Origin of the sequence: Massilia terrae (assembly GCF_024753145.1) — a bacterium.
Taxonomy (GTDB): domain Bacteria; phylum Pseudomonadota; class Gammaproteobacteria; order Burkholderiales; family Burkholderiaceae_D; genus Telluria; species Telluria terrae.
In genome coordinates, this window is record NZ_JANUGU010000001.1 from 548,876 (window position 1) to 565,360 (window position 16,485).

General features: G+C 68.4%; 18 protein-coding genes. 8 read left to right on the forward strand and 10 right to left on the reverse strand.

The features are described 5' to 3' along the window. Positions 1-16: 16 nt before the first annotated feature. The 5 genes from NX778_RS02570 to NX778_RS02590 are packed head-to-tail and all read left to right on the forward strand — an operon-like array spanning position 17 to position 5,231. A complete protein-coding gene (locus NX778_RS02570) occupies positions 17-2,404 on the forward strand; it encodes a bifunctional salicylyl-CoA 5-hydroxylase/oxidoreductase (RefSeq protein ID WP_258810111.1) in 2,388 nt (795 codons plus the stop codon). A gap of 17 nt (positions 2,405-2,421) precedes the next feature. Further along, positions 2,422-3,276 carry an enoyl-CoA hydratase family protein gene (locus NX778_RS02575; RefSeq protein ID WP_258810112.1) on the forward strand — a complete coding sequence of 285 codons (855 nt, stop codon included), beginning with the start codon at positions 2,422-2,424 and terminating at the stop codon, positions 3,274-3,276. Further along, positions 3,276-4,436 (forward strand): acyl-CoA dehydrogenase family protein, encoded by a 1,161-nt coding sequence (locus NX778_RS02580; RefSeq protein ID WP_258810113.1) that lies wholly within the window; start codon positions 3,276-3,278, stop codon positions 4,434-4,436. Before NX778_RS02575 ends, NX778_RS02580 begins: the two co-directional genes overlap by 1 nt. 10 nt (positions 4,437-4,446) lie before the next feature. Then, positions 4,447-4,839, forward strand: a complete 393-nt coding sequence (locus NX778_RS02585; protein WP_258810114.1) for a RidA family protein — start codon at positions 4,447-4,449, stop codon at positions 4,837-4,839. 59 nt (positions 4,840-4,898) lie between these two features. Continuing rightward, entirely contained in the window at positions 4,899-5,231 is a 333-nt protein-coding gene (locus tag NX778_RS02590; protein WP_258810115.1) for a hypothetical protein, read from the forward strand. A gap of 98 nt (positions 5,232-5,329) precedes the next feature. On the opposite strand, the gene NX778_RS02595 is transcribed toward NX778_RS02590, so the two are convergent. Both NX778_RS02595 and NX778_RS02600 read right to left on the reverse strand, forming a co-directional pair. Beyond that, positions 5,330-7,570: a xanthine dehydrogenase family protein molybdopterin-binding subunit gene (locus NX778_RS02595; protein WP_258810116.1), complete on the reverse strand. Its 2,241-nt coding sequence runs from the start codon at positions 7,568-7,570 to the stop codon at positions 5,330-5,332. After that, positions 7,567-8,046, reverse strand: coding sequence for a (2Fe-2S)-binding protein (locus NX778_RS02600; RefSeq protein ID WP_258810117.1), 480 nt, complete (start codon positions 8,044-8,046; stop codon positions 7,567-7,569). The genes NX778_RS02595 and NX778_RS02600 overlap by 4 nt, the downstream gene beginning before the upstream one ends. A 238-nt stretch (positions 8,047-8,284) precedes the next feature. On the opposite strand from NX778_RS02600, the gene NX778_RS02605 reads away from it, so the two are divergent. Continuing rightward, positions 8,285-9,421: a trypsin-like serine peptidase gene (locus NX778_RS02605; protein ID WP_258810118.1), complete on the forward strand. Its 1,137-nt coding sequence runs from the start codon at positions 8,285-8,287 to the stop codon at positions 9,419-9,421. Positions 9,422-9,449: 28 nt separating this feature from the next. Here the strand turns inward: NX778_RS02605 and NX778_RS02610 are convergent, their stop codons facing one another. From NX778_RS02610 to NX778_RS02620, 3 genes are read right to left on the reverse strand one after another with little or no spacing between them, the layout of a single operon-like run. Further along, a complete protein-coding gene (locus NX778_RS02610) occupies positions 9,450-10,793 on the reverse strand; it encodes an erythromycin esterase family protein (RefSeq protein ID WP_258810119.1) in 1,344 nt (447 codons plus the stop codon). A 10-nt stretch (positions 10,794-10,803) separates the two neighbouring features. Beyond that, the gene (locus tag NX778_RS02615) at positions 10,804-11,904 is read right to left on the reverse strand and encodes an SRPBCC family protein (protein WP_258810120.1); all 1,101 of its coding nucleotides are present in this window, start codon (positions 11,902-11,904) and stop codon (positions 10,804-10,806) included. Next, complete coding sequence (locus NX778_RS02620; protein ID WP_258810121.1) at positions 11,876-12,607, reverse strand: phosphoribosyltransferase; 732 nt, start codon at positions 12,605-12,607, stop codon at positions 11,876-11,878. Before NX778_RS02620 ends, NX778_RS02615 begins: the two co-directional genes overlap by 29 nt. Before the next feature lie 270 nt (positions 12,608-12,877). Here NX778_RS02620 and NX778_RS02625 point away from each other — a divergent pair, with 270 nt between their 5' ends. Then, positions 12,878-13,450, forward strand: coding sequence for an HdeD family acid-resistance protein (locus tag NX778_RS02625; RefSeq protein WP_258810122.1), 573 nt, complete (start codon positions 12,878-12,880; stop codon positions 13,448-13,450). 24 nt (positions 13,451-13,474) lie between these two features. Here NX778_RS02625 and fghA read toward each other — a convergent pair whose 3' ends face one another. The 4 genes from fghA to NX778_RS02645 form a co-directional block, all read right to left on the reverse strand. After that, positions 13,475-14,314: an S-formylglutathione hydrolase gene (gene fghA, locus NX778_RS02630; protein ID WP_258810123.1), complete on the reverse strand. Its 840-nt coding sequence runs from the start codon at positions 14,312-14,314 to the stop codon at positions 13,475-13,477. 73 nt (positions 14,315-14,387) lie between these two features. Beyond that, positions 14,388-14,969, reverse strand: a complete 582-nt coding sequence (locus NX778_RS02635) for a chromate transporter (protein WP_258810124.1) — start codon at positions 14,967-14,969, stop codon at positions 14,388-14,390. Next, entirely contained in the window at positions 14,966-15,550 is a 585-nt protein-coding gene (locus NX778_RS02640) for a chromate transporter (RefSeq protein WP_258810125.1), read from the reverse strand. The genes NX778_RS02635 and NX778_RS02640 overlap by 4 nt, the downstream gene beginning before the upstream one ends. A gap of 39 nt (positions 15,551-15,589) precedes the next feature. Then, a complete protein-coding gene (locus NX778_RS02645; protein ID WP_258810126.1) occupies positions 15,590-15,766 on the reverse strand; it encodes a hypothetical protein in 177 nt (58 codons plus the stop codon). A 193-nt stretch (positions 15,767-15,959) separates the two neighbouring features. Between NX778_RS02645 and NX778_RS02650 the strand changes: the two genes are divergently transcribed. Next, a complete protein-coding gene (locus tag NX778_RS02650) occupies positions 15,960-16,181 on the forward strand; it encodes a hypothetical protein (RefSeq protein WP_258810127.1) in 222 nt (73 codons plus the stop codon). Positions 16,182-16,262: 81 nt separating this feature from the next. On the opposite strand, the gene NX778_RS02655 is transcribed toward NX778_RS02650, so the two are convergent. Continuing rightward, on the reverse strand, positions 16,263-16,433 hold the full coding sequence (locus tag NX778_RS02655) for a hypothetical protein (protein ID WP_258810128.1): 171 nt from the start codon (positions 16,431-16,433) through the stop codon (positions 16,263-16,265). Positions 16,434-16,485 lie beyond the last annotated feature (52 nt).

Here is a 16,485-nt window from a genome sequence, read left to right on the forward strand (position 1 = left end):
CTGACAGGGGCAGGCTATGAATATCGTGTGCGTCGGCGGCGGCCCGGCCGGCCTGTATGCCGCGCTGCTGTTGAAGAAGCAGGACCCGGCGCACGAGGTCACCGTCATCGAGCGCAACCGGCCTTACGATACTTTCGGCTGGGGCGTGGTGTTCTCCGACCAGACCCTGGGCAAGCTGGTCGCCGCGGACGAGGAGACGGCGCGCGCGATCCTCGGCGCCTTCAACCACTGGGACGACATCGACGTCCATTTCAAGGGGCGCACCGTGACCTCGGGCGGCCACGGCTTCTGCGGCATCGGCCGCAAGCGCCTGCTGAACATCCTGCAGCGGCGCTGCGAGGAGCTGGGCGTGCGGCTGGTGTTCGAGACCGACGTGGCCGACGAGCAGGCGGTGGCGGAAGCCTACGGCGCCGACCTCGTGATCGCCTGCGACGGCATCAACAGCCGCATCCGCACGCGTCACACCGCGATCTACCAGCCCGACATCGACAGCCGCCACTGCCGCTTCGTGTGGCTCGGCACCACCAGGAAATTCGACGCCTTCACCTTCGCCTTCGCGGAGACGGAGCACGGCTGGTTCCAGGCGCACGCTTACCAATACGACGGCGAGACCTCGACCTTCATCATCGAGACGCCGGAGGAGGTGTGGCGCGCCGCGGGACTGGACAGCATGCCGCAGGAGGAGGCGATCGCTTTCTGCGAGCGCCTGTTCGCACGCCACCTCGATGGCCACAGGCTGATGTCGAACGCCTCCCACTTGCGCGGTTCGGCGATGTGGATCAGCTTTCCGCGCATCGTCTGCCGCGAATGGGTGCACTGGATCGATGCCGGCGAACGGCGCGTGCCGGTGGTGTTGATGGGCGACGCCGCGCACACCGCGCATTTCTCGATCGGCTCGGGCACCAAGCTGGCGCTGGAAGACGCGATCGAGCTGGCGCGCAGCCTCGGCGGCGGCGTTCCGGTCGAGCAGGCGCTGGCGGCCTACCAGGCGGCGCGCTCGGTCGAGGTGCTCAAGCTGCAGAGCGCGGCGCGCAATTCGATGGAGTGGTTCGAGAACGTGCGCCGCTACACGGCGATGGAGGCCGAGCAGTTCGCGTATTCGCTGCTGACGCGCAGCCAGCGCCTGTCGCACGAGAACCTGCGCCTGCGCGACCCGGTGTACGTCGAGCGGCTGGAGCGTTGGCTAGCCGAGCGCGCGTACGCTCAGGCCGGCCTGCCGCTGCCTTCTACCGCCCGCAGCATCCCGCCCATGTTCACGCCGCTGCGGGTGCGCGACGTGGTGCTCAAGAACCGGATCGTGGTGTCGCCGATGGCGCAGTATTCGGCGGTGGACGGCGTGGCCGGCGACTATCACCTGATGCATCTCGGCGCACGTGCCTTCGGCGGCGCGGCGCTGGTGATGGCGGAGATGACCTGCGTGTCGGCCGACGCGCGCATCACGCCGGGCTGCCCGGGCATGTACACGCCGGAGCACACGCAGGCCTGGCGCCGCATCGTCGGCTACGTGCATGCCAACACCGACGCCAAAATCGGCATCCAGCTCGGCCACGCCGGCGCCAAGGGTTCGACCCGGCCCATGTGGGACGGCATCGACCTGCCGCTGGACGAGGGCAACTGGCCGCTGGTGTCGGCCTCCGAACAGCAGTACATCGAGGGCGTGTCGCAGATGGCGCGGGCGGCCACGGCGGACGACCTGGAGCGCATCAAGGCCGACTTCGTGCGCGCCGCGCTTGCATGCGCCGAAGCCGGTTTCGACTGGCTGGAACTGCACTGTGCGCACGGCTACCTGCTGTCGAGTTTCATCTCGCCGCTGACAAACCGCCGCACCGACGCGTATGGCGGCTCGCTGGAAAACCGCTGCCGCTATCCGCTCGAGGTATTCGCGGCGGTGCGCGCCGTGTGGCCGGAGCAGCTGCCGATCAGCGTGCGGGTGTCAGCCCACGACTGGGTCGAAGGCGGGATCACGCCCTCGGATGCGGTGGAAGTGGCGCGCCTGTTCAAGGAGGCCGGCGCCGACATGATCGACTGCTCGTCGGGCCAGGTGTCGAAGCTGGAGAAGCCGGTGTTCGGGCGCATGTTCCAGGCGCCGTTCGCCGACCGCATCCGCAACGAGGCAGGCATCCCGACCATCGCGGTCGGTTCGATCTATGAAGCGGACCACGCCAACGGTATCATCGCGTCCGGCCGTGCCGACTTGTGCGCGGTCGCGCGGCCGCACCTGGCCAACCCGGCGTGGACGCTTGCCGAGGCGGCGAAGATCGGCTTCACCGACATCGCGTGGCCGAAGCAGTACCGCGCCGGCAAACTGCAACTCGAACGCAATCTGGAACGCGAGCGCCAGCTTGCGGCCTCCGCCGGCGGACTGTCGCCGCAGCAGGTGGCCGCGCGGCTGCTTGAAGGATGACTTTTTCAGGAGACCGTATGCGCTACCTGCACGGCGAACCCCATCAACTGCCCGGCAACCGCACCAGCCTGGCGGGCTACAGCGCGCGTCACTTCGTGTTCGGCGTGGCGGACGGCGTGGCCACCCTCACACTCAACCGGCCGGAGCGCAAGAATCCGCTGACCTTCGATTCCTACGCCGAGCTGCGCGACCTGTTCCGCGAGCTGGCGTTCGCGGACGACGTCAAGGCCGTGGTGCTGACCGGCGCGGGCGAGAATTTCTGTTCGGGCGGGGACGTCCACGACATCATCGGCCCGCTGACCCGGCTCGACATGCCGGGCCTGCTGGCGTTCACGCGCATGACGGGCGACGTGGTCAAGGCCATGCGCGCCTGCCCGCAGCCGGTGGTCGCGGCGATCGACGGCGTGTGCGCCGGCGCCGGCTCGATGCTGGCGCTGGGTTCGGATATCCGCTTCGGCACCGCGCGCAGCAAGACCGCCTTCCTGTTCACGCGGGTGGGCCTGGCCGGCTGCGACATGGGCGCCTGCGCCCTGCTGCCGCGCGTGATCGGGCAGGGCCGCGCGGCCGAGCTGCTGTACACCGGCCGCAGCATGGCGGGCGAGGAGGGCGAGCGCTGGGGCTTCTTCAATCGCCTGTGCGCGCCGGAAGAACTGCTGGCCGAGGCGCAGTCTTTCGCCGCGGCGTTGGCGAGCGGGCCGACCTTCGCGCACGGCATGACCAAGAAGATGCTGCAGCAGGAGTGGAATATGGGCGTGGACGAGGCCATCGAAGCCGAGGCGCAGGCGCAGGCCATCTGCATGGCCACCAACGACTTCCACCGCGCCTACCATGCCTTCGTGGCCAAGGAAAAACCGCACTTCGAGGGCGACTGATGGCCGATACCGCATACCTGGACTGGCCTTTTTTCGAGCCGCGCCACGCTGAACTGGCGCGTGCGCTGGATGCTTGGGCTTCCACGAACGTGGCGAATGCGCATGGCGCTGACGTCGATGGCGCCTGCCGCGCGCTGGTTGCCAGTCTCGGCGATGCCGGCTGGTTGCGGCATGCCGTCGGCGGCGATGGACGGGCCATCGACACCCGCGCCATCTGCCTGATCCGCGAGACGCTGGCGCGGCATGCGGGCCTCGCGGACTTCGCGTTTGCGATGCAGGGCTTGGGCAGCGGCGCGATCTCGCTGTTCGGCACCGAGGAGCAGCACGCCGAGTACCTGCCGCGCGTCGTCGAGGGCAAGGCGATTGCCGCGTTTGCACTGTCGGAGCCGGAGGCGGGATCCGACGTGGCGGCGATGCAGTGCGCGGCTCGACGCGAGGGCGACAGCTATGTGCTCGACGGCGAAAAGACCTGGATCTCGAACGGCGGCATCGCCGATTTCTACGTCGTGTTCGCACGCACCGGCGAGCAGCCGGGCGCGCGCGGCATTTCCGCCTTCATCGTCGATGCGGGCATCGCCGGCTTCGAGATCGCCGAGCGCATCGACGTGATGGCGCCGCACCCGCTTGCGCGCCTGCGCTTCGACGGCTGCCGCGTGCCGGCATCGAAGCGCATCGGCGAGGCCGGGCAGGGCTTCAAGGTGGCGATGGCGACGCTCGACGTGTTCCGCACTTCGGTGGCGGCGGCGGCGCTGGGATTCGCGCGTCGCGCGCTGGATGAAGCGCTGGAACGCGCGACTTCGCGCAAGATGTTCGGCAAGACGCTGGCCGACTTCCAGCTCACCCAGGCCAAGCTGGCGCAGATGGCGGCCGGCGTGGATGCCGCGGCGCTGCTGACCTACCGCGCCGCGTGGCTGCGCGACCAGGGCCGGCGCGTGACCAAGGAAGCGGCAATGGCCAAGCTGACCGCGACCGAAACGGCGCAGCAGGTGATCGACAGCGCGTTGCAGATGTTCGGCGGCCTGGGCGTGGTGAGCGGGCAGGCAGTCGAAAGCTTGTACCGCGAGATCCGCGCGCTGCGCATCTACGAAGGCGCAAGCGAGGTGCAGCAGCTGATCATCGCACGCGAACTGTTGGCGGAACGCGGCATCAAGCCGGCTTAAAGGATTACTGATGGAGATTCTTCACCCGCCCGGCTGGCCGCGCGCCAGGGGCTATTCGAACGGCGTGGCGGCGCGCGGGCGCATCGTGTCGGTGAGCGGCATGATCGGCTGGGATGCTCAGGGCCAGTTCCAGACCGACGATTTTGTCGGGCAGGCGCGCCAGGCGCTGGAAAACATCGTGGCCGTGCTGCGCGAGGCGAACGCGGGGCCGGAGCACATCGTGCGCATGACCTGGTATGTGGTGGACAAGCGCGAATACCTGGCCGCGTCGGCCGAGCTGGGGGCGGCCTACCGCGAGGCCATCGGCCGCCACTATCCGGCGATGAGCGCGGTGCAGGTGGCGGGACTGATGGAAGACCGCGCGCGGGTCGAGATCGAAGCGACGGCCGTGGTCCCGGACTGAGCGCCGCCGGGGCGCCGATTCTGGTACGGTGGCTTCATTCAATGATGGATGGAGCGGCCATGGAAATCGTACGCATTTTCGACAACTACGACGCGGCCCAGCAGGCGCGCAACGCGCTGCTGGCGGCTGGGTTCAGCGACGCCAGCGTGCGGCTCAAGACCATGATCGACGAGGCGGGGCCGGGCCAATCCAATTTCACGGTCGGGAATGATCCGGACGTGGTGGGCGGGCAGGCGTATTCGCGGACCTTCGAGCCGGAGCATCAGCAAGGTCTGTTCCTGATGAGGGTGGTGGCGAGTGAGCCGGGTCAGGCGGAGCAGGCGGCGCAGATCTGCATGCGCTACGGAGCCCGCAGCGGCGATCCGGGTGATCATCCACCCGGGGCCGCGTGAACAGCCGATCTGCGCAACTTCTTCGTTACCCACCAACCGTCGTCCCCGCGCAGGCGGGAACCATGCTGAGTTTGCAGGCACGCGATGGAAGTTGGACCTCAGCTCCAGCTCAAATCTGTCTTGCTAAGCGGCAGCTCCCGCACCCGCTTCCCGGTCGCCGCAAAAATCGCATTGCACACGGCCGGCGCCAGCGGCGGGAAGGCGGGTTCGCCCAGCCCCGTCACCGGGTAGTTCGTCTTGAGGAAATGCACCTCGATCCTGGGCGGCGTGTCCGGCATGCGCAGCAGCGGGTACTCGTGGAAATTGCTCTGAACCACGCGACCGTGCTCGATGTTCAGTTCCGGATACATCAGCGTCGACAAGCCGTCGATCACCGCGCCCTGCACCTGGTTCTCGGCCCCGGACAGGTTGACGATCTGCGCGCCGATATCGGTGACCACCACCACCCGGTCGACCTTGAGCTTGCCGTCGCGCGACACCGTCACCTCCGCGACTTGCGCCACATAGCCGCGATGGCTGAAGTGGAAGGCGACGCCCGCACCTTGTCCGCGCGCGAAGCTGCGCTTGCCCCACCCGGACTTCTCGGCCAGTTCCTGCAGGACGTGGCGCATGCGCGAGACGTCGTACGCCACGCCGCGCTCGCCGCTGCCCGGAACGACATCCTTGTTGCCTAGCAGCTCAAGCCTGAATTCAATCGGATCGCGGCCGGCTGCATGCGCCAGCTCGTCGATGAAGCTGTGGAATACCCAGGCGAACACATTGCTGCCCGGCGCGCGCCACGGCCCCATCGGGATGCTGCATTCCAGCGCGGTCTGTTCCAGCAGGCAGTTGGCGACCCAGCGGCCCGGGAACTCGTCGCCCGACAGGCTGCCGCCGCTGCCCGGCTGCAGCACGCTCTTGCCCTCGCGTTCGACGCGGTTGGCGAAGGTCACGAAATGGTTGTGCCAGCCGACCAGCTTGCCTTGCGCATCGAGGCCGCCGCGCAGGAAGTGGAAACCGCCCGCGCGGAAATGGTCGTGCTGCATATCGTCTTCGCGCATCCAGGTCAGCTTGACCGGACCCGCAACTTTCTGCGCGATCGCGGCGGCCTCAACGGCGTAGTCGGACGACAGGCGCCGCCCGAAACCGCCGCCGCTGCGCATGATGTGCAGCACGATCTTTTCTTTCGGGATGCCGAAGGTGGCCGCGATCAGGTTCTGGTTGGCGGCCGGATTCTGGGTCGGCGACCACAGCTCGAGCGTGCCGCTGTCCGGCTTGAACCACGCCGTGCAGTTCTGCGGCTCCATGCTCGCGTGCGAGATGAAGGGATAGGTGTAGGCTGCCTCGACCTGCCTGGCCGCGCCCGCGATCGCCTGTTCGGCGTCGCCATCCTTGCGCATCACGGTCTCGCCCGGCTGTTTGGCGGCCTGCCTGGCGGCCGCCGCGAAGCCGGCCCAGCTGTGGGCGGCGCTGGCGCCTTCGTCCCAGTCGACCTTTAGTTGCTTGCGGGCGCGGAACGCGGCCCAGGTCGAGCTTGCGATGATGGCCACGCCCGGCATCAGGCCGTTCAGGTTGCCGGTGCCCTCGATGATGAAGGCGTCTTTCACGCCCGGCATGGCCTTGATGTCGGCCACGTTGAAACTCTTCGGCTTGCCGCCGAACACGGGGCACTTGGCGTAGACGGCGTACAGCATGCCCGGCAGTTGCACGTCGATGCCGAACAAGGGCTTGCCGGACACCACAGCCACGTTGTCGACGCCGCCGACGCGGGTGCCGAGCAGTTTGTAGCTGGCCGGATCCTTGAGCTTGACCTGGGCCGCGTCCGGCACCGGCAGTTTCGACGCCGCGGCGACCAGCTGGCCATAGCCGAGGCGGCGCTTGCTGGCGGGGTGCAGCACCGCGCTGTTTTCGGCGTGGCACTGGTCTACTGGAACGCCCCAGCTTTGGGCGGCGGCCTGGACCAGCATCGTGCGCGCGGTCGCGCCGAGCTTGTGGAACTCGTTGTAGTTGGTCGGTGTCGAAGTCGAGCCACCTGCGCCCTGGCTGCCGTAGGCCGGGTCGAGGTCGCCCTGCACGATGCGCACTTCGCGCCACGGCACGTCCAGTTCTTCCGCGATCACCATCGGCAGCGAGGTCTTGATGCCCTGGCCAATCTCCGGTTGCTTGGACACCAGGGTCACCACGCCATCACTGTCGATCCGGATGAAGGCGTTCGGCGCAAACCTTGCGCCACTGCCGCCGGCGTCGGTGACGGCGGCCAGCAGGCCGTCCGCATGCAGGCCGATGACGAGGGCGGCGCCGCCGAGTGCGCCCTGGCGCAAAAAGTTGCGGCGCGATGGGGAGTCGATGTGCGGGCTCATTTCTTGCCCTTTCCATGTGCCGCGATCTCGGCCGCGCGGTGGATGCCGGCGCGGATCCGGGTGTAGGTCGCACAGCGGCACAGGTTGCCGGCCATGGCGCCGTCGATCTGGGCATCGGTGGGCTTCGGATGCTGCTTGAGCAGGGCGCTGGCCGTCATGATCTGGCCGGCCTGGCAGTAGCCGCATTGCGGCACGTCCAGTTCCTGCCATGCCTGCTGCAGCGGATGCATCGCGTACGCATCGAGGCCTTCGATGGTGGTGATCTTCTTGCTGCCGACGCTGGACACCGGCGTCAGGCACGAGCGGGCCGGGGCGCCGTCGATGTGCACGGTGCAGGCGCCGCATTGGCCGACGCCGCAGCCGTACTTGGTGCCGACCAGGCCGGCGGCATCGCGCAGGGCCCACAGCAGCGGCGTGTCGGGCTCGACCTCGACCGTGCGCGGCTTGCCGTTGATGTTCAGGGTGTATGTGCTCATGGTTGACCTTGCCTGACTTGGACTGTCGCACATGCTAGCGAATTCGGGGCAGGGTGACTAGATCATATGGCTGACTCGCCGGAAATATTGCATTTGCTGGCCGTTTTGATACTCGTCAATACAGTGGCGGATACTCCGAACTTCTTCTCGCCATGCTCCTAAGCTTGAGCCGTAGTTTTTGCCCGGTGCGGCGAGCGCGCCCGTTCCGGACCGACCATTCGACAGAAGGGAGCTCACCATGAAGACTCATGTGCTTGCCGGCGTACCGTTGCTCGGACTGATACTGCTCGGCGCCGCACCCAGCAATGCGGAAGAGAAAGCGCTCGTCATTACCAACCAGAACGCGAAATCGATCACCGAATACTGGACGGCGGAGCGCTTCCGCGCCGCCAAGCCGATGCCGATGCCCCATGTCGCGCCGGACGCGACCCTGCGCGCGGAACCTCCCGCCGCCCCCGGCGCCAAGGGCGAAAGCGGCGCCGCCAGGGCGCCCACGGCCCAGCTGCGCAGCGCGCCGCTCAAGCTGTTCGCCCCGGGCGCCGCCCAGCAGGGCGTGGAGCGCGAAGTGCTGACGCCCGGCGCGGTCGGCACCTTCGGCGCGCAGTACACCAGCTCGCGCGTGTTTCCGATGTTCGCAGGCAGCGCCGCCCCGTTTTCCGCGGACCGCGCCTATCCCTACATCACCATCGGCAAGCTGTTCTTCACGATCGGCGGCGATCCCTTCGTCTGCTCGGCCTCGGTCATCCAGCACCGCATCGTCGCCACGGCCGGCCACTGCGTGCACAGCGGCACCTCGGCCGGCTTCCACGACAACTGGGTGTTCGTGCCGGCCTTCCGCGACGGCACCGCGCCGCTGCTGGCGTGGAACTGGCGCGCCGCCACCGTCACCGGCACCTGGGCCTTCGGCGGCGGCAGCGTGCCGAATGCCGCGGACTACGCGATGATCATGTTCGGCGACCAGAGCGTCAGCGGCCGCATCTTTGCGCTGGGCGACGTCACCGGCTGGCTCGGCTGGCAGACGCTCAGCCTGGCGGCCAACCACACGTCCAAGCTCGGCTACCCTTGCAACCTGGATCGCTGCCAGAAGATGCAGGACATCACCAGCGGGGCCTTCCGCACGGTGGCGCCGAACAATGTGGAATATGGCTCGGATGCGACGGGCGGCTCCAGCGGCGGGCCGTGGGTCCAGAACTTCCAGCTGCTGCAGGCGGGTGGCGGCACCGGTTCCAACACGGGCTCGAACCGGGTGGTCGGCGTGACCTCGTACATCTACGTGCCGGACGACCCGAAAGTGCAGGGCGCCTCGATTCCGGACGGCCGCTGGGTCAACCTGCTCAATACCCTGTGCGGGCTGCAGGCCGGTAATTGCCTGTGATGAAGACAGGGGCGCGCGCCCCTGTTCCTCACAGCCCTTCCGGGAAAGTCTCCGGCGGCTCGCCGCTGTGCCAGCCGCTGGTCGGGTCGAGCGGCCGCACGGCGCTGGTGCGGTCGATGTGGATGATGCCGTCGTACTGTTTCGGCAGTTCGGCCATGAAGTAGTGGCTCTGGCGTTCGGTGCGCGGGATGTAGAGCACGCCGATCGCGCGGCCCAGGCGCCGCTCCGACAAGCCGGCCACGGCGTCGCTGTGCGGGCGCAGCGGCAGGAAGTAGCGCGGGATGCCGGCCTGGTGCAGCACGTCCTCGTAGCTTTCCGCCAGGCCCGGCCGCACGCGCTTGCGTTCCGCCGGACCGTCCCATTCGGAAGCGGCCGTCACCCAGCCGTCGTAAGTGGAAAAGCCGATCAGGCAAGTGTCGCCGGGATAGTGGCGGCGCGCCAGCTGGCCCACGTTCCACTCGCCCATCCGGCCCATCTCGGTGGCGCTGGCGTCGCCGATGTGGGAGTTGTGTTCCCACACGACGATCTTGGCCTTGGTCCCGCCGCGCGACAGGTGGCGCGACAGGGCGTCCAGCGTCTCGGCCATGTGGCTGTCACGCAGGTTCCATGAGGACACGCGGCCGCGGAACATGGTGCGGTAGTACTCTTCGGCGTTCTTGACCAGGCGCGCATTCTGCTGGGCATAGAAGTAGGCGTCCTCGGCATTGCCGCCGTCGGCCTGCACGTAGTCGAAGGCGCGCTGCTGCATGTCGCGCAGCTGGGCCAGCACGCCCTGTTCGCACGATTCGGACAGGCCGATCCCGGTGGCGTAGCCGTAGTGCTGGCTGTCTTCGCCGTAGTGCTCGAAGCAGGCATAGCGGCGCCGCGCCTCGGCGGCGGCGACCGGATCGACCTTGTCCAGGTAGGCCAGCACCTCCTGGATCGAGGTGAACATGCTGTACAGGTCGAGCCCGTAGAAGCCGGCCCGCCGCGCCGGCTCCACCGCCAGATTGTGGGCGCGCAGCCATTCGGCGAACTGGGCCACGTCGGTGTTACGCCACATCCAGCTCGGGAAGCGCTGGAAGCCGCCCAGCGCCTGCACCGCGTCGCCGTCCTTGCCGCTGCCGCGGGCGTAGCAGTTGACGCGGTAGGCGTCCGGCCAGTCGGCCTCGACCGCGACGGCGGTGAAGCCTTTCTCGCGGATCAGGCGCTGGGTGATGCGCGCCCGTTCCGCATAGAACTCGTGGGTGCCGTGGGTGGCTTCGCCCAGCAGCACGTAGTGGGCGTCGCCCACCAGGTCGAGCAGGCTGTCGTAGTCGGACTGGGCCCCCGTCAGCGGCTGGGCGGCCGCGGCGATGGCGCGCGCCAGGATCGAGGACGCGGCGGTGACCATCTCGGCATCCTCAATGCAGGTAGCGGCTGCTGGACTTGCCGTGCCGCGCCGCATCCGGCGGCAGCGCGCCGCGCTCGATGAAGGCCTTCATGCGCGCCAGGTCGTCGTCCATCTGGCGCTTGGGATCGGCCCCCAGCAGGGTGGCGATGCCGTGGCCGATCGCGCCGGCCGGCGGCTGGTAGGACATGCGCACCGTCACCCGCGTGCCGCCGCGCGCCGGCTCGAACTGCACGGAGCCGTTCTGGCCGATCTCGGCGCCCGGCTCGGTGCGCCAGGCCAGGCGGTGCGGCCGCGACTGCTCGGTCAGGCGCGAGTCCCACTCGAACTCGCTGCCGGCCGGCCCGCGCACCACCCAGTGCGAGCGGCCGCGGCCGAGGTCGCGCACTTCGACCACGTGCGACATGAAGCGCGGGAAATTCTCGTAATCGGTCCACATCTCGTACACCTCTTCGGGCGAGGCGTCGATCAGGATGCTCTTTTCGAGGTCGATGGTCTGGCCCAGCCCGCGTCCGGCCAGCATGCCGGTGAGCGGCTGGTTGACGGCGCCGCGCGCCAGCATCGCCAGGCCGGCCACGCCCAGCGCCATGCTGAGCGGGGAGCGGCGCATCAGGGCGTACATGCCGAGCAGGCCGCCGCCCACCATGGCCGAGCCGCGCAGGGCCGGCGTCCATTGCTCGCCACTGGCGCCCAGCATGCGCTGCACGCGGCCGCCGCCGAGGCCGAGCGCTTCGCCGGCCCGCTGGGCCACGCGCGACATGGTATCGGTGGCGGATCCGGCGGCGCCATCGGGCCTGGCGGCTTCGGCCATGCGCTGCGCGCCTTCGCTGGCGCGGCCGGCGAGGCGGCTGGCGCTGTCGCTGGCCCGTTCGGCCAGTTCGCCGGCGGCGTCGGACGCGCATTCGGCGGCGCTGGAAAAGCGGCTGGCGATGCCTTCCCAGATATTGCCGAGCTTGTTGCCGCTTTGCTTGCCGACGTCGCGCAGGGCGCCGGCGGAGCGGGCCCGGCGGGCGCTGCCGCGGTCGGGATCGAGCAGGTACATCAGCAGCGCGCCGGCGGCTGCGCCGGCCAGCCATTTTCCGAGTTCAAGTCCGGTGTCGGTCGTCTGGTTCATGTCTGGTCCTCTGGTTTGGTTGATCGATGGCGCCGGCGCCCTGGCCGGCCTGGCCGCGCCAGGCGCGCGCCAGCAGGTCCTGCACTTCCTCGTCGCTGGTCTGGTCGAAGCGGCGGTACCACTGGCCCACAGCGCGGAACGCCATGGGCGTGGCCACCGCGACGAACTGGTCGACCTCGGCCGCCATGCGCGCCGCGGTGTCCGGCGGCGCCACCGGCACCGCCACCACCACTTTGCCGGCGCCCAGTTGCCGGGCCACCTGCACCGCGACCAGCATGCTGGAGCCGGTGGCGATGCCGTCGTCCACCAGCACGACCGTGCGCCCGCGCAGGTCGGCCGGCGGATGGCTGCCGCGGTAGAGCCGCTCGCGCCGCTCCAGCTCGGCCTGCTCGCGCACGGCCACCGCCTCGACCTGCTGCGCGGTCACGCCCATCAGTCCCGGAAAACCGGGCTGCATCACGCGCACGCCGCCGCTGCCCAGCGCGCCCATCGCGTATTCCTCCTGGCCGGGCATGCCCAGCTTGCGCACCAGCAGGATGTCGAGTTCCACCCCGAGCGCGTCGGCCACCGCGTAGGCCACCGGCACGCCGCCGCGCGGCAGGGCCAGCACGACGACGTCGCCCCGGTGCGCATAGGTGGTCAATTGCTTGGCGAGCAGCTTGCCCGCTTCGCTTCGGTTCTTGAACGGTATATCGTCAGGCATCGCATGCTCCCGGGCACGCGGGGAAAGCCTGCTGGACCGTAGTCCGCAGCGAAGCGCTGCGCAGGACATGCGTGCCGGAGGCCAGAATACACACCTCGCCGCGCGCGCGCCGTTCGTTTGCCGGGCAGAATTCCGGCATCGCCGCAGGGTGCGCACGGCGTCATTGTTTCCTTTGCGATTCTGTCGGTTTGATACGGAACAGGAAGCGTGCCGGCCGCTGGAATTCGCCGCCGCGCTTGCCGGTCAGACGCTGCAGAAGGAGGACGTCAAGTGAACGAGACCCTGTTGCGATCGTGGTGGATGCCGGCCCTGCGCGGGCTGGTGACGGTGGGCTTCGGCGGGCTGGCCCTGCTGTGCCCGGGGCGGACGGTGCTGTGGCTGGTGGCGCTGTTCGCGGCCTACGCGCTGCTGGGCGGCGCCGTGTGGGTGGCGGGCGCGCTCCACAACCGCCGCGCGGACGCGCGCTGGCGCATGCCCTTCATGTTCGGGCTGATGGGCATCGGCGCCGGCCTGCTGGCGCTGGCGCATCCCGCGCCCACGGCGCTGGTACTGGTCCTGCTCATCGCCGCGCATGCGCTGGCCTGCGGCCTGCTCGACCTGGTGGCGGCGCTGCGGCTGCGCAAGTTCATCCAGGGCGAGCGCCTGTTTGCGCTGTCGGCGCTGGCGTCCATCGCCTTCGGCCTGGCGGTATCCATCGCGCCGGACGTGGGGGCGCTCGCCTTCGGCCCGGTGGTCGGGCTGTACGCGCTCAGCAGCGGCATCGGCCTGCTGGCGCTGGCGTTGCGGGTGCGCGCCTGGGCGGTGCTGCACCTGCGGGCGCCTCCGCTGGCGGCGCCGGCCTGAGCCGCACCGCCGCTGGCGGCCCGCTCAGCCCAGCTGCCGCCCGTGAAAGCGGATGTGGTGCTCGATGCAGGTCGAGATGAAGTAATAGCCGTGGTCGTAGCCGGGGTGGTAATTGAGCTCGAGCGGCTGGCCGGCCTGGCGGCAGGCGGCCTCGAAGGCTCCCGGGTTCAGCTGCTCGGCCAGGAACTTGTCGTGCAGGCCCTGGTCGATCAGGATGCCGCCGGGGAAGGGCGTCTTCATCAACAGCATCAGCTCGGTCGCATCGTAGGCGCGCCAGGCTTCGCGGTCGGCGCCGAGGTAGCCGGTGAAGGCTTTCTCGCCCCAGGGGCTGCTGCTGGGCGCGGCGATCGGCGCGAATGCGGACACCGACTTGAACAGGTCCTGGTTCCGCAGCGCCATCACCAGCGCGCCATGGCCGCCCATCGAGTGGCCGAAGATGCCGCAGCGGAGCGCGTCGCCCATGAACTCGTCGAGCACCAGCTCGCGCAGTTCCAGCAGGTAGCTGTACATGCGGTAGTTGCGCGACCACGGCTCCTCGGTCGCATCGACGTAGAAGCCGGCGCCGACGCCGAAGTCCCAGCTGTCCGTTTCGCCGGGCACGCCGGCGCCGCGCGGGCTGGTGTCCGGCGCGACCAGGATCAGGCCTTCCTGCGCCGCGAAGCGCTGGGCGCCGGCCTTGATCATGAAGGTCTCTTCGGTGCAGGTCAGGCCGGCGAGGTAGAACAGCACCCGCAGGCGCTCGCCTCCGGCTTGCGGCGGCAGGTACACGGAAAAGCGCATCGGCAGGCCGGTTGCGGCCGAATCGTGGCGGTAGACGCGTTGCGATCCGCCGAAGCACATGTGTTCGCTGATGAGTTCGAGCATGGTGGTCCCAGGTGTGGTCGATGCCGCAAGTATGCCCGCCCGCCGCGCGGCCTGCCAAGCGCGGTGCGCGTGCTTACACGAGATGCAGCGCGCCCAGCACCGCGCCGGCGCCGAGCAGCCACAGGATGTGCACGCGGGTGCGCCAGACCACCAGCATGCTGGCCAGCGACAGCAGCCACAGCGGCCAGTCCGCGCGCCCGGTGCCGGTGCTGCCGAGGATCCAGGCGGTGGACAGCAGCAGCGCCACCACGATCGGCGCCATCCCTTGCTTGAACGCGCGCACCGCGCGCAGGTCGCGGTTGCGGTGGCCCCATTGCGCGGCGGTATAGGTGAGCACGGTCGACGGCACCATGATGCCGACCATGGTGGTGGCCACGCCGAGGACGGCGAGCACGGTGCTGCCCGCGTTCATGCCCACGTGCCAGCCCATCAGCGCCACGAACAGCACGTTCGGGCCCGGCGCGGCCTGCGCGATGGCGATGGCGTCGTTGAACTGGGTCTGGGTCAGCCAGTGCTGCTGCTCGACGAGGAAGCGGTGCATCTCCGACGTGGTCGAAATGGCGCCGCCCACCGACATCAGCGACAGCAGCATGAAATGTCCGAGCAGCGCGAGCCAGTCGTGCCAGTCCAGCACCAGGTGCAGTGGCGCGCTCATGTGAGCTTGCGCCAGGCGATCAGGCAGCCCAGGCCGCCAAGCACCAGCAGTACTGCCAGCAGCGGCTGGTGCAGCAAGGCCACCAGCACGAAGCCGGCGATACAGATCGCCGCGCCCCAGGCCCGGGGAATCGGTCCGTGCGCCAGCGCCGCCGTCAGCTTCAGGCCGGCGCCCGCGATCAGTCCGGCCGACACCGCCGCCAGTCCGCGCAAGGCGCCGACGACGGCCGGGCTGTCGGCGAAGCGGTCGTGCAGCACACCGACCACCAGCACGATCAAGAGCGGCAAGGCGAGCAGGCCGGCCAGCGCCGTCATCGCGCCCGCGAAGCCGAAGTGGCGCGCGCCGATCATCAGCGACAGATTGACCACGTTCGGGCCGGGCATGATTTGCGCGACGGCCCAGTCTTCCAGGAATTCCTCCTGCGTCAGCCACTGCTTGCGTTCGACCAGTTCGCGCTGGACGACGCCGAGCACCCCGCCAAAGCCTTGCAGGGCGAGCAGGGTGAAGGAAATGAACAGGTCGGCGAGGGACTGCGGGCGGCGTGGTGCGGGCGGGGGCGGGCTTACTGCGGAGGAATTCATCCCCGCATTATCGCGTCCGCCCCGGCCGCTGTCCAACCATCAGCCGCCGCCGATGCCCTCGACGATGCGCCCGGTGCCGCCACAGGAAGGGCAAGAACGGCCATCGGCCAGCTTGCCGCTGCCCTGGCAAGCGGGGCAGATATCTTCGCCGGTGCCGGGCGTACCGGCCTCGGCGTCGTCGCCGGGATTCGGGCTTGATTCTGTACTATTACTCATCAACAACCTCGCTGGCGATTCGGGGAAAAGCGGCTGATTGTAGGCCGCCTCCGCGAAGCATGGCGCGCCGCTGCGCGAAGGTAAAAATTGGTAGAAAAATATGCGTTCGATAAAAGCTTGATATTGACTTTATTCGCCACGGATGAATACTCCTTAGGACCGCGCTAGCACGCACAAATGCGAAGGAGTCGCGATGGATCAAACTTCGGCACCAAATAATGGCGGCCTTGCGATTGCGGAGGCGACTGATTTGCGGTCGGACCGCGTCCAGCGCGAGATCGTCGAGCACGGCATCCTGATGCGCGAGCATGGCCAGACGATGTCGGCCATCGAATACCTTCGCGCACGCGACGTGGCGGCCCACGTGATTTGCCGCGTGTTGCTGGAACCACATCGGCGGCGCGCGCGTCCCTGAAAAAAGTTTCCTGAAAGGCGAGAAAATAGATGCAAAAAATGCACCGTTTCCACGTCGCTTCAGACGCTTTTTCCACCTGTGTTATACACAATTATTTCCGTTTTTTAACACTCCTTCTTTTTTCCAAAACAGCGCGCCGGGCCTTTCCAAGTCACTGATTTTACTGGCCTGGACATCTGCACGCGCAACAGGCAATTTGTTGAAACGCGCGCCAGATGTGGCTTCGCGGCTGTCAAGAGGGGTATTTTCCACATCGTTATCCACAGTCTTTGTGGATATCCGAAAAAAGCCTTTAAAACCGCAT

Coding starts and splice junctions, on each gene's coding strand:
- NX778_RS02640 (WP_258810125.1), bottom strand. CDS start 15,550: ATGAATTCCTCCGCAGTAAGCCCGCCCCCGCCCGCACCACGCCGCCCG.
- NX778_RS02600 (WP_258810117.1), bottom strand. CDS start 8,046: ATGAGCACATACACCCTGAACATCAACGGCAAGCCGCGCACGGTCGAG.
- NX778_RS02595 (WP_258810116.1), bottom strand. CDS start 7,570: ATGAGCCCGCACATCGACTCCCCATCGCGCCGCAACTTTTTGCGCCAG.
- NX778_RS02585 (WP_258810114.1), top strand. CDS start 4,447: ATGGAGATTCTTCACCCGCCCGGCTGGCCGCGCGCCAGGGGCTATTCG.
- NX778_RS02575 (WP_258810112.1), top strand. CDS start 2,422: ATGCGCTACCTGCACGGCGAACCCCATCAACTGCCCGGCAACCGCACC.
- NX778_RS02570 (WP_258810111.1), top strand. CDS start 17: ATGAATATCGTGTGCGTCGGCGGCGGCCCGGCCGGCCTGTATGCCGCG.
- NX778_RS02650 (WP_258810127.1), top strand. CDS start 15,960: ATGGATCAAACTTCGGCACCAAATAATGGCGGCCTTGCGATTGCGGAG.
- NX778_RS02615 (WP_258810120.1), bottom strand. CDS start 11,904: ATGAACCAGACGACCGACACCGGACTTGAACTCGGAAAATGGCTGGCC.
- NX778_RS02635 (WP_258810124.1), bottom strand. CDS start 14,969: ATGAGCGCGCCACTGCACCTGGTGCTGGACTGGCACGACTGGCTCGCG.
- NX778_RS02590 (WP_258810115.1), top strand. CDS start 4,899: ATGGAAATCGTACGCATTTTCGACAACTACGACGCGGCCCAGCAGGCG.
- NX778_RS02580 (WP_258810113.1), top strand. CDS start 3,276: ATGGCCGATACCGCATACCTGGACTGGCCTTTTTTCGAGCCGCGCCAC.
- NX778_RS02620 (WP_258810121.1), bottom strand. CDS start 12,607: ATGCCTGACGATATACCGTTCAAGAACCGAAGCGAAGCGGGCAAGCTG.
- NX778_RS02605 (WP_258810118.1), top strand. CDS start 8,285: ATGAAGACTCATGTGCTTGCCGGCGTACCGTTGCTCGGACTGATACTG.
- NX778_RS02645 (WP_258810126.1), bottom strand. CDS start 15,766: ATGAGTAATAGTACAGAATCAAGCCCGAATCCCGGCGACGACGCCGAG.
- NX778_RS02610 (WP_258810119.1), bottom strand. CDS start 10,793: ATGGTCACCGCCGCGTCCTCGATCCTGGCGCGCGCCATCGCCGCGGCC.
- fghA (WP_258810123.1), bottom strand. CDS start 14,314: ATGCTCGAACTCATCAGCGAACACATGTGCTTCGGCGGATCGCAACGC.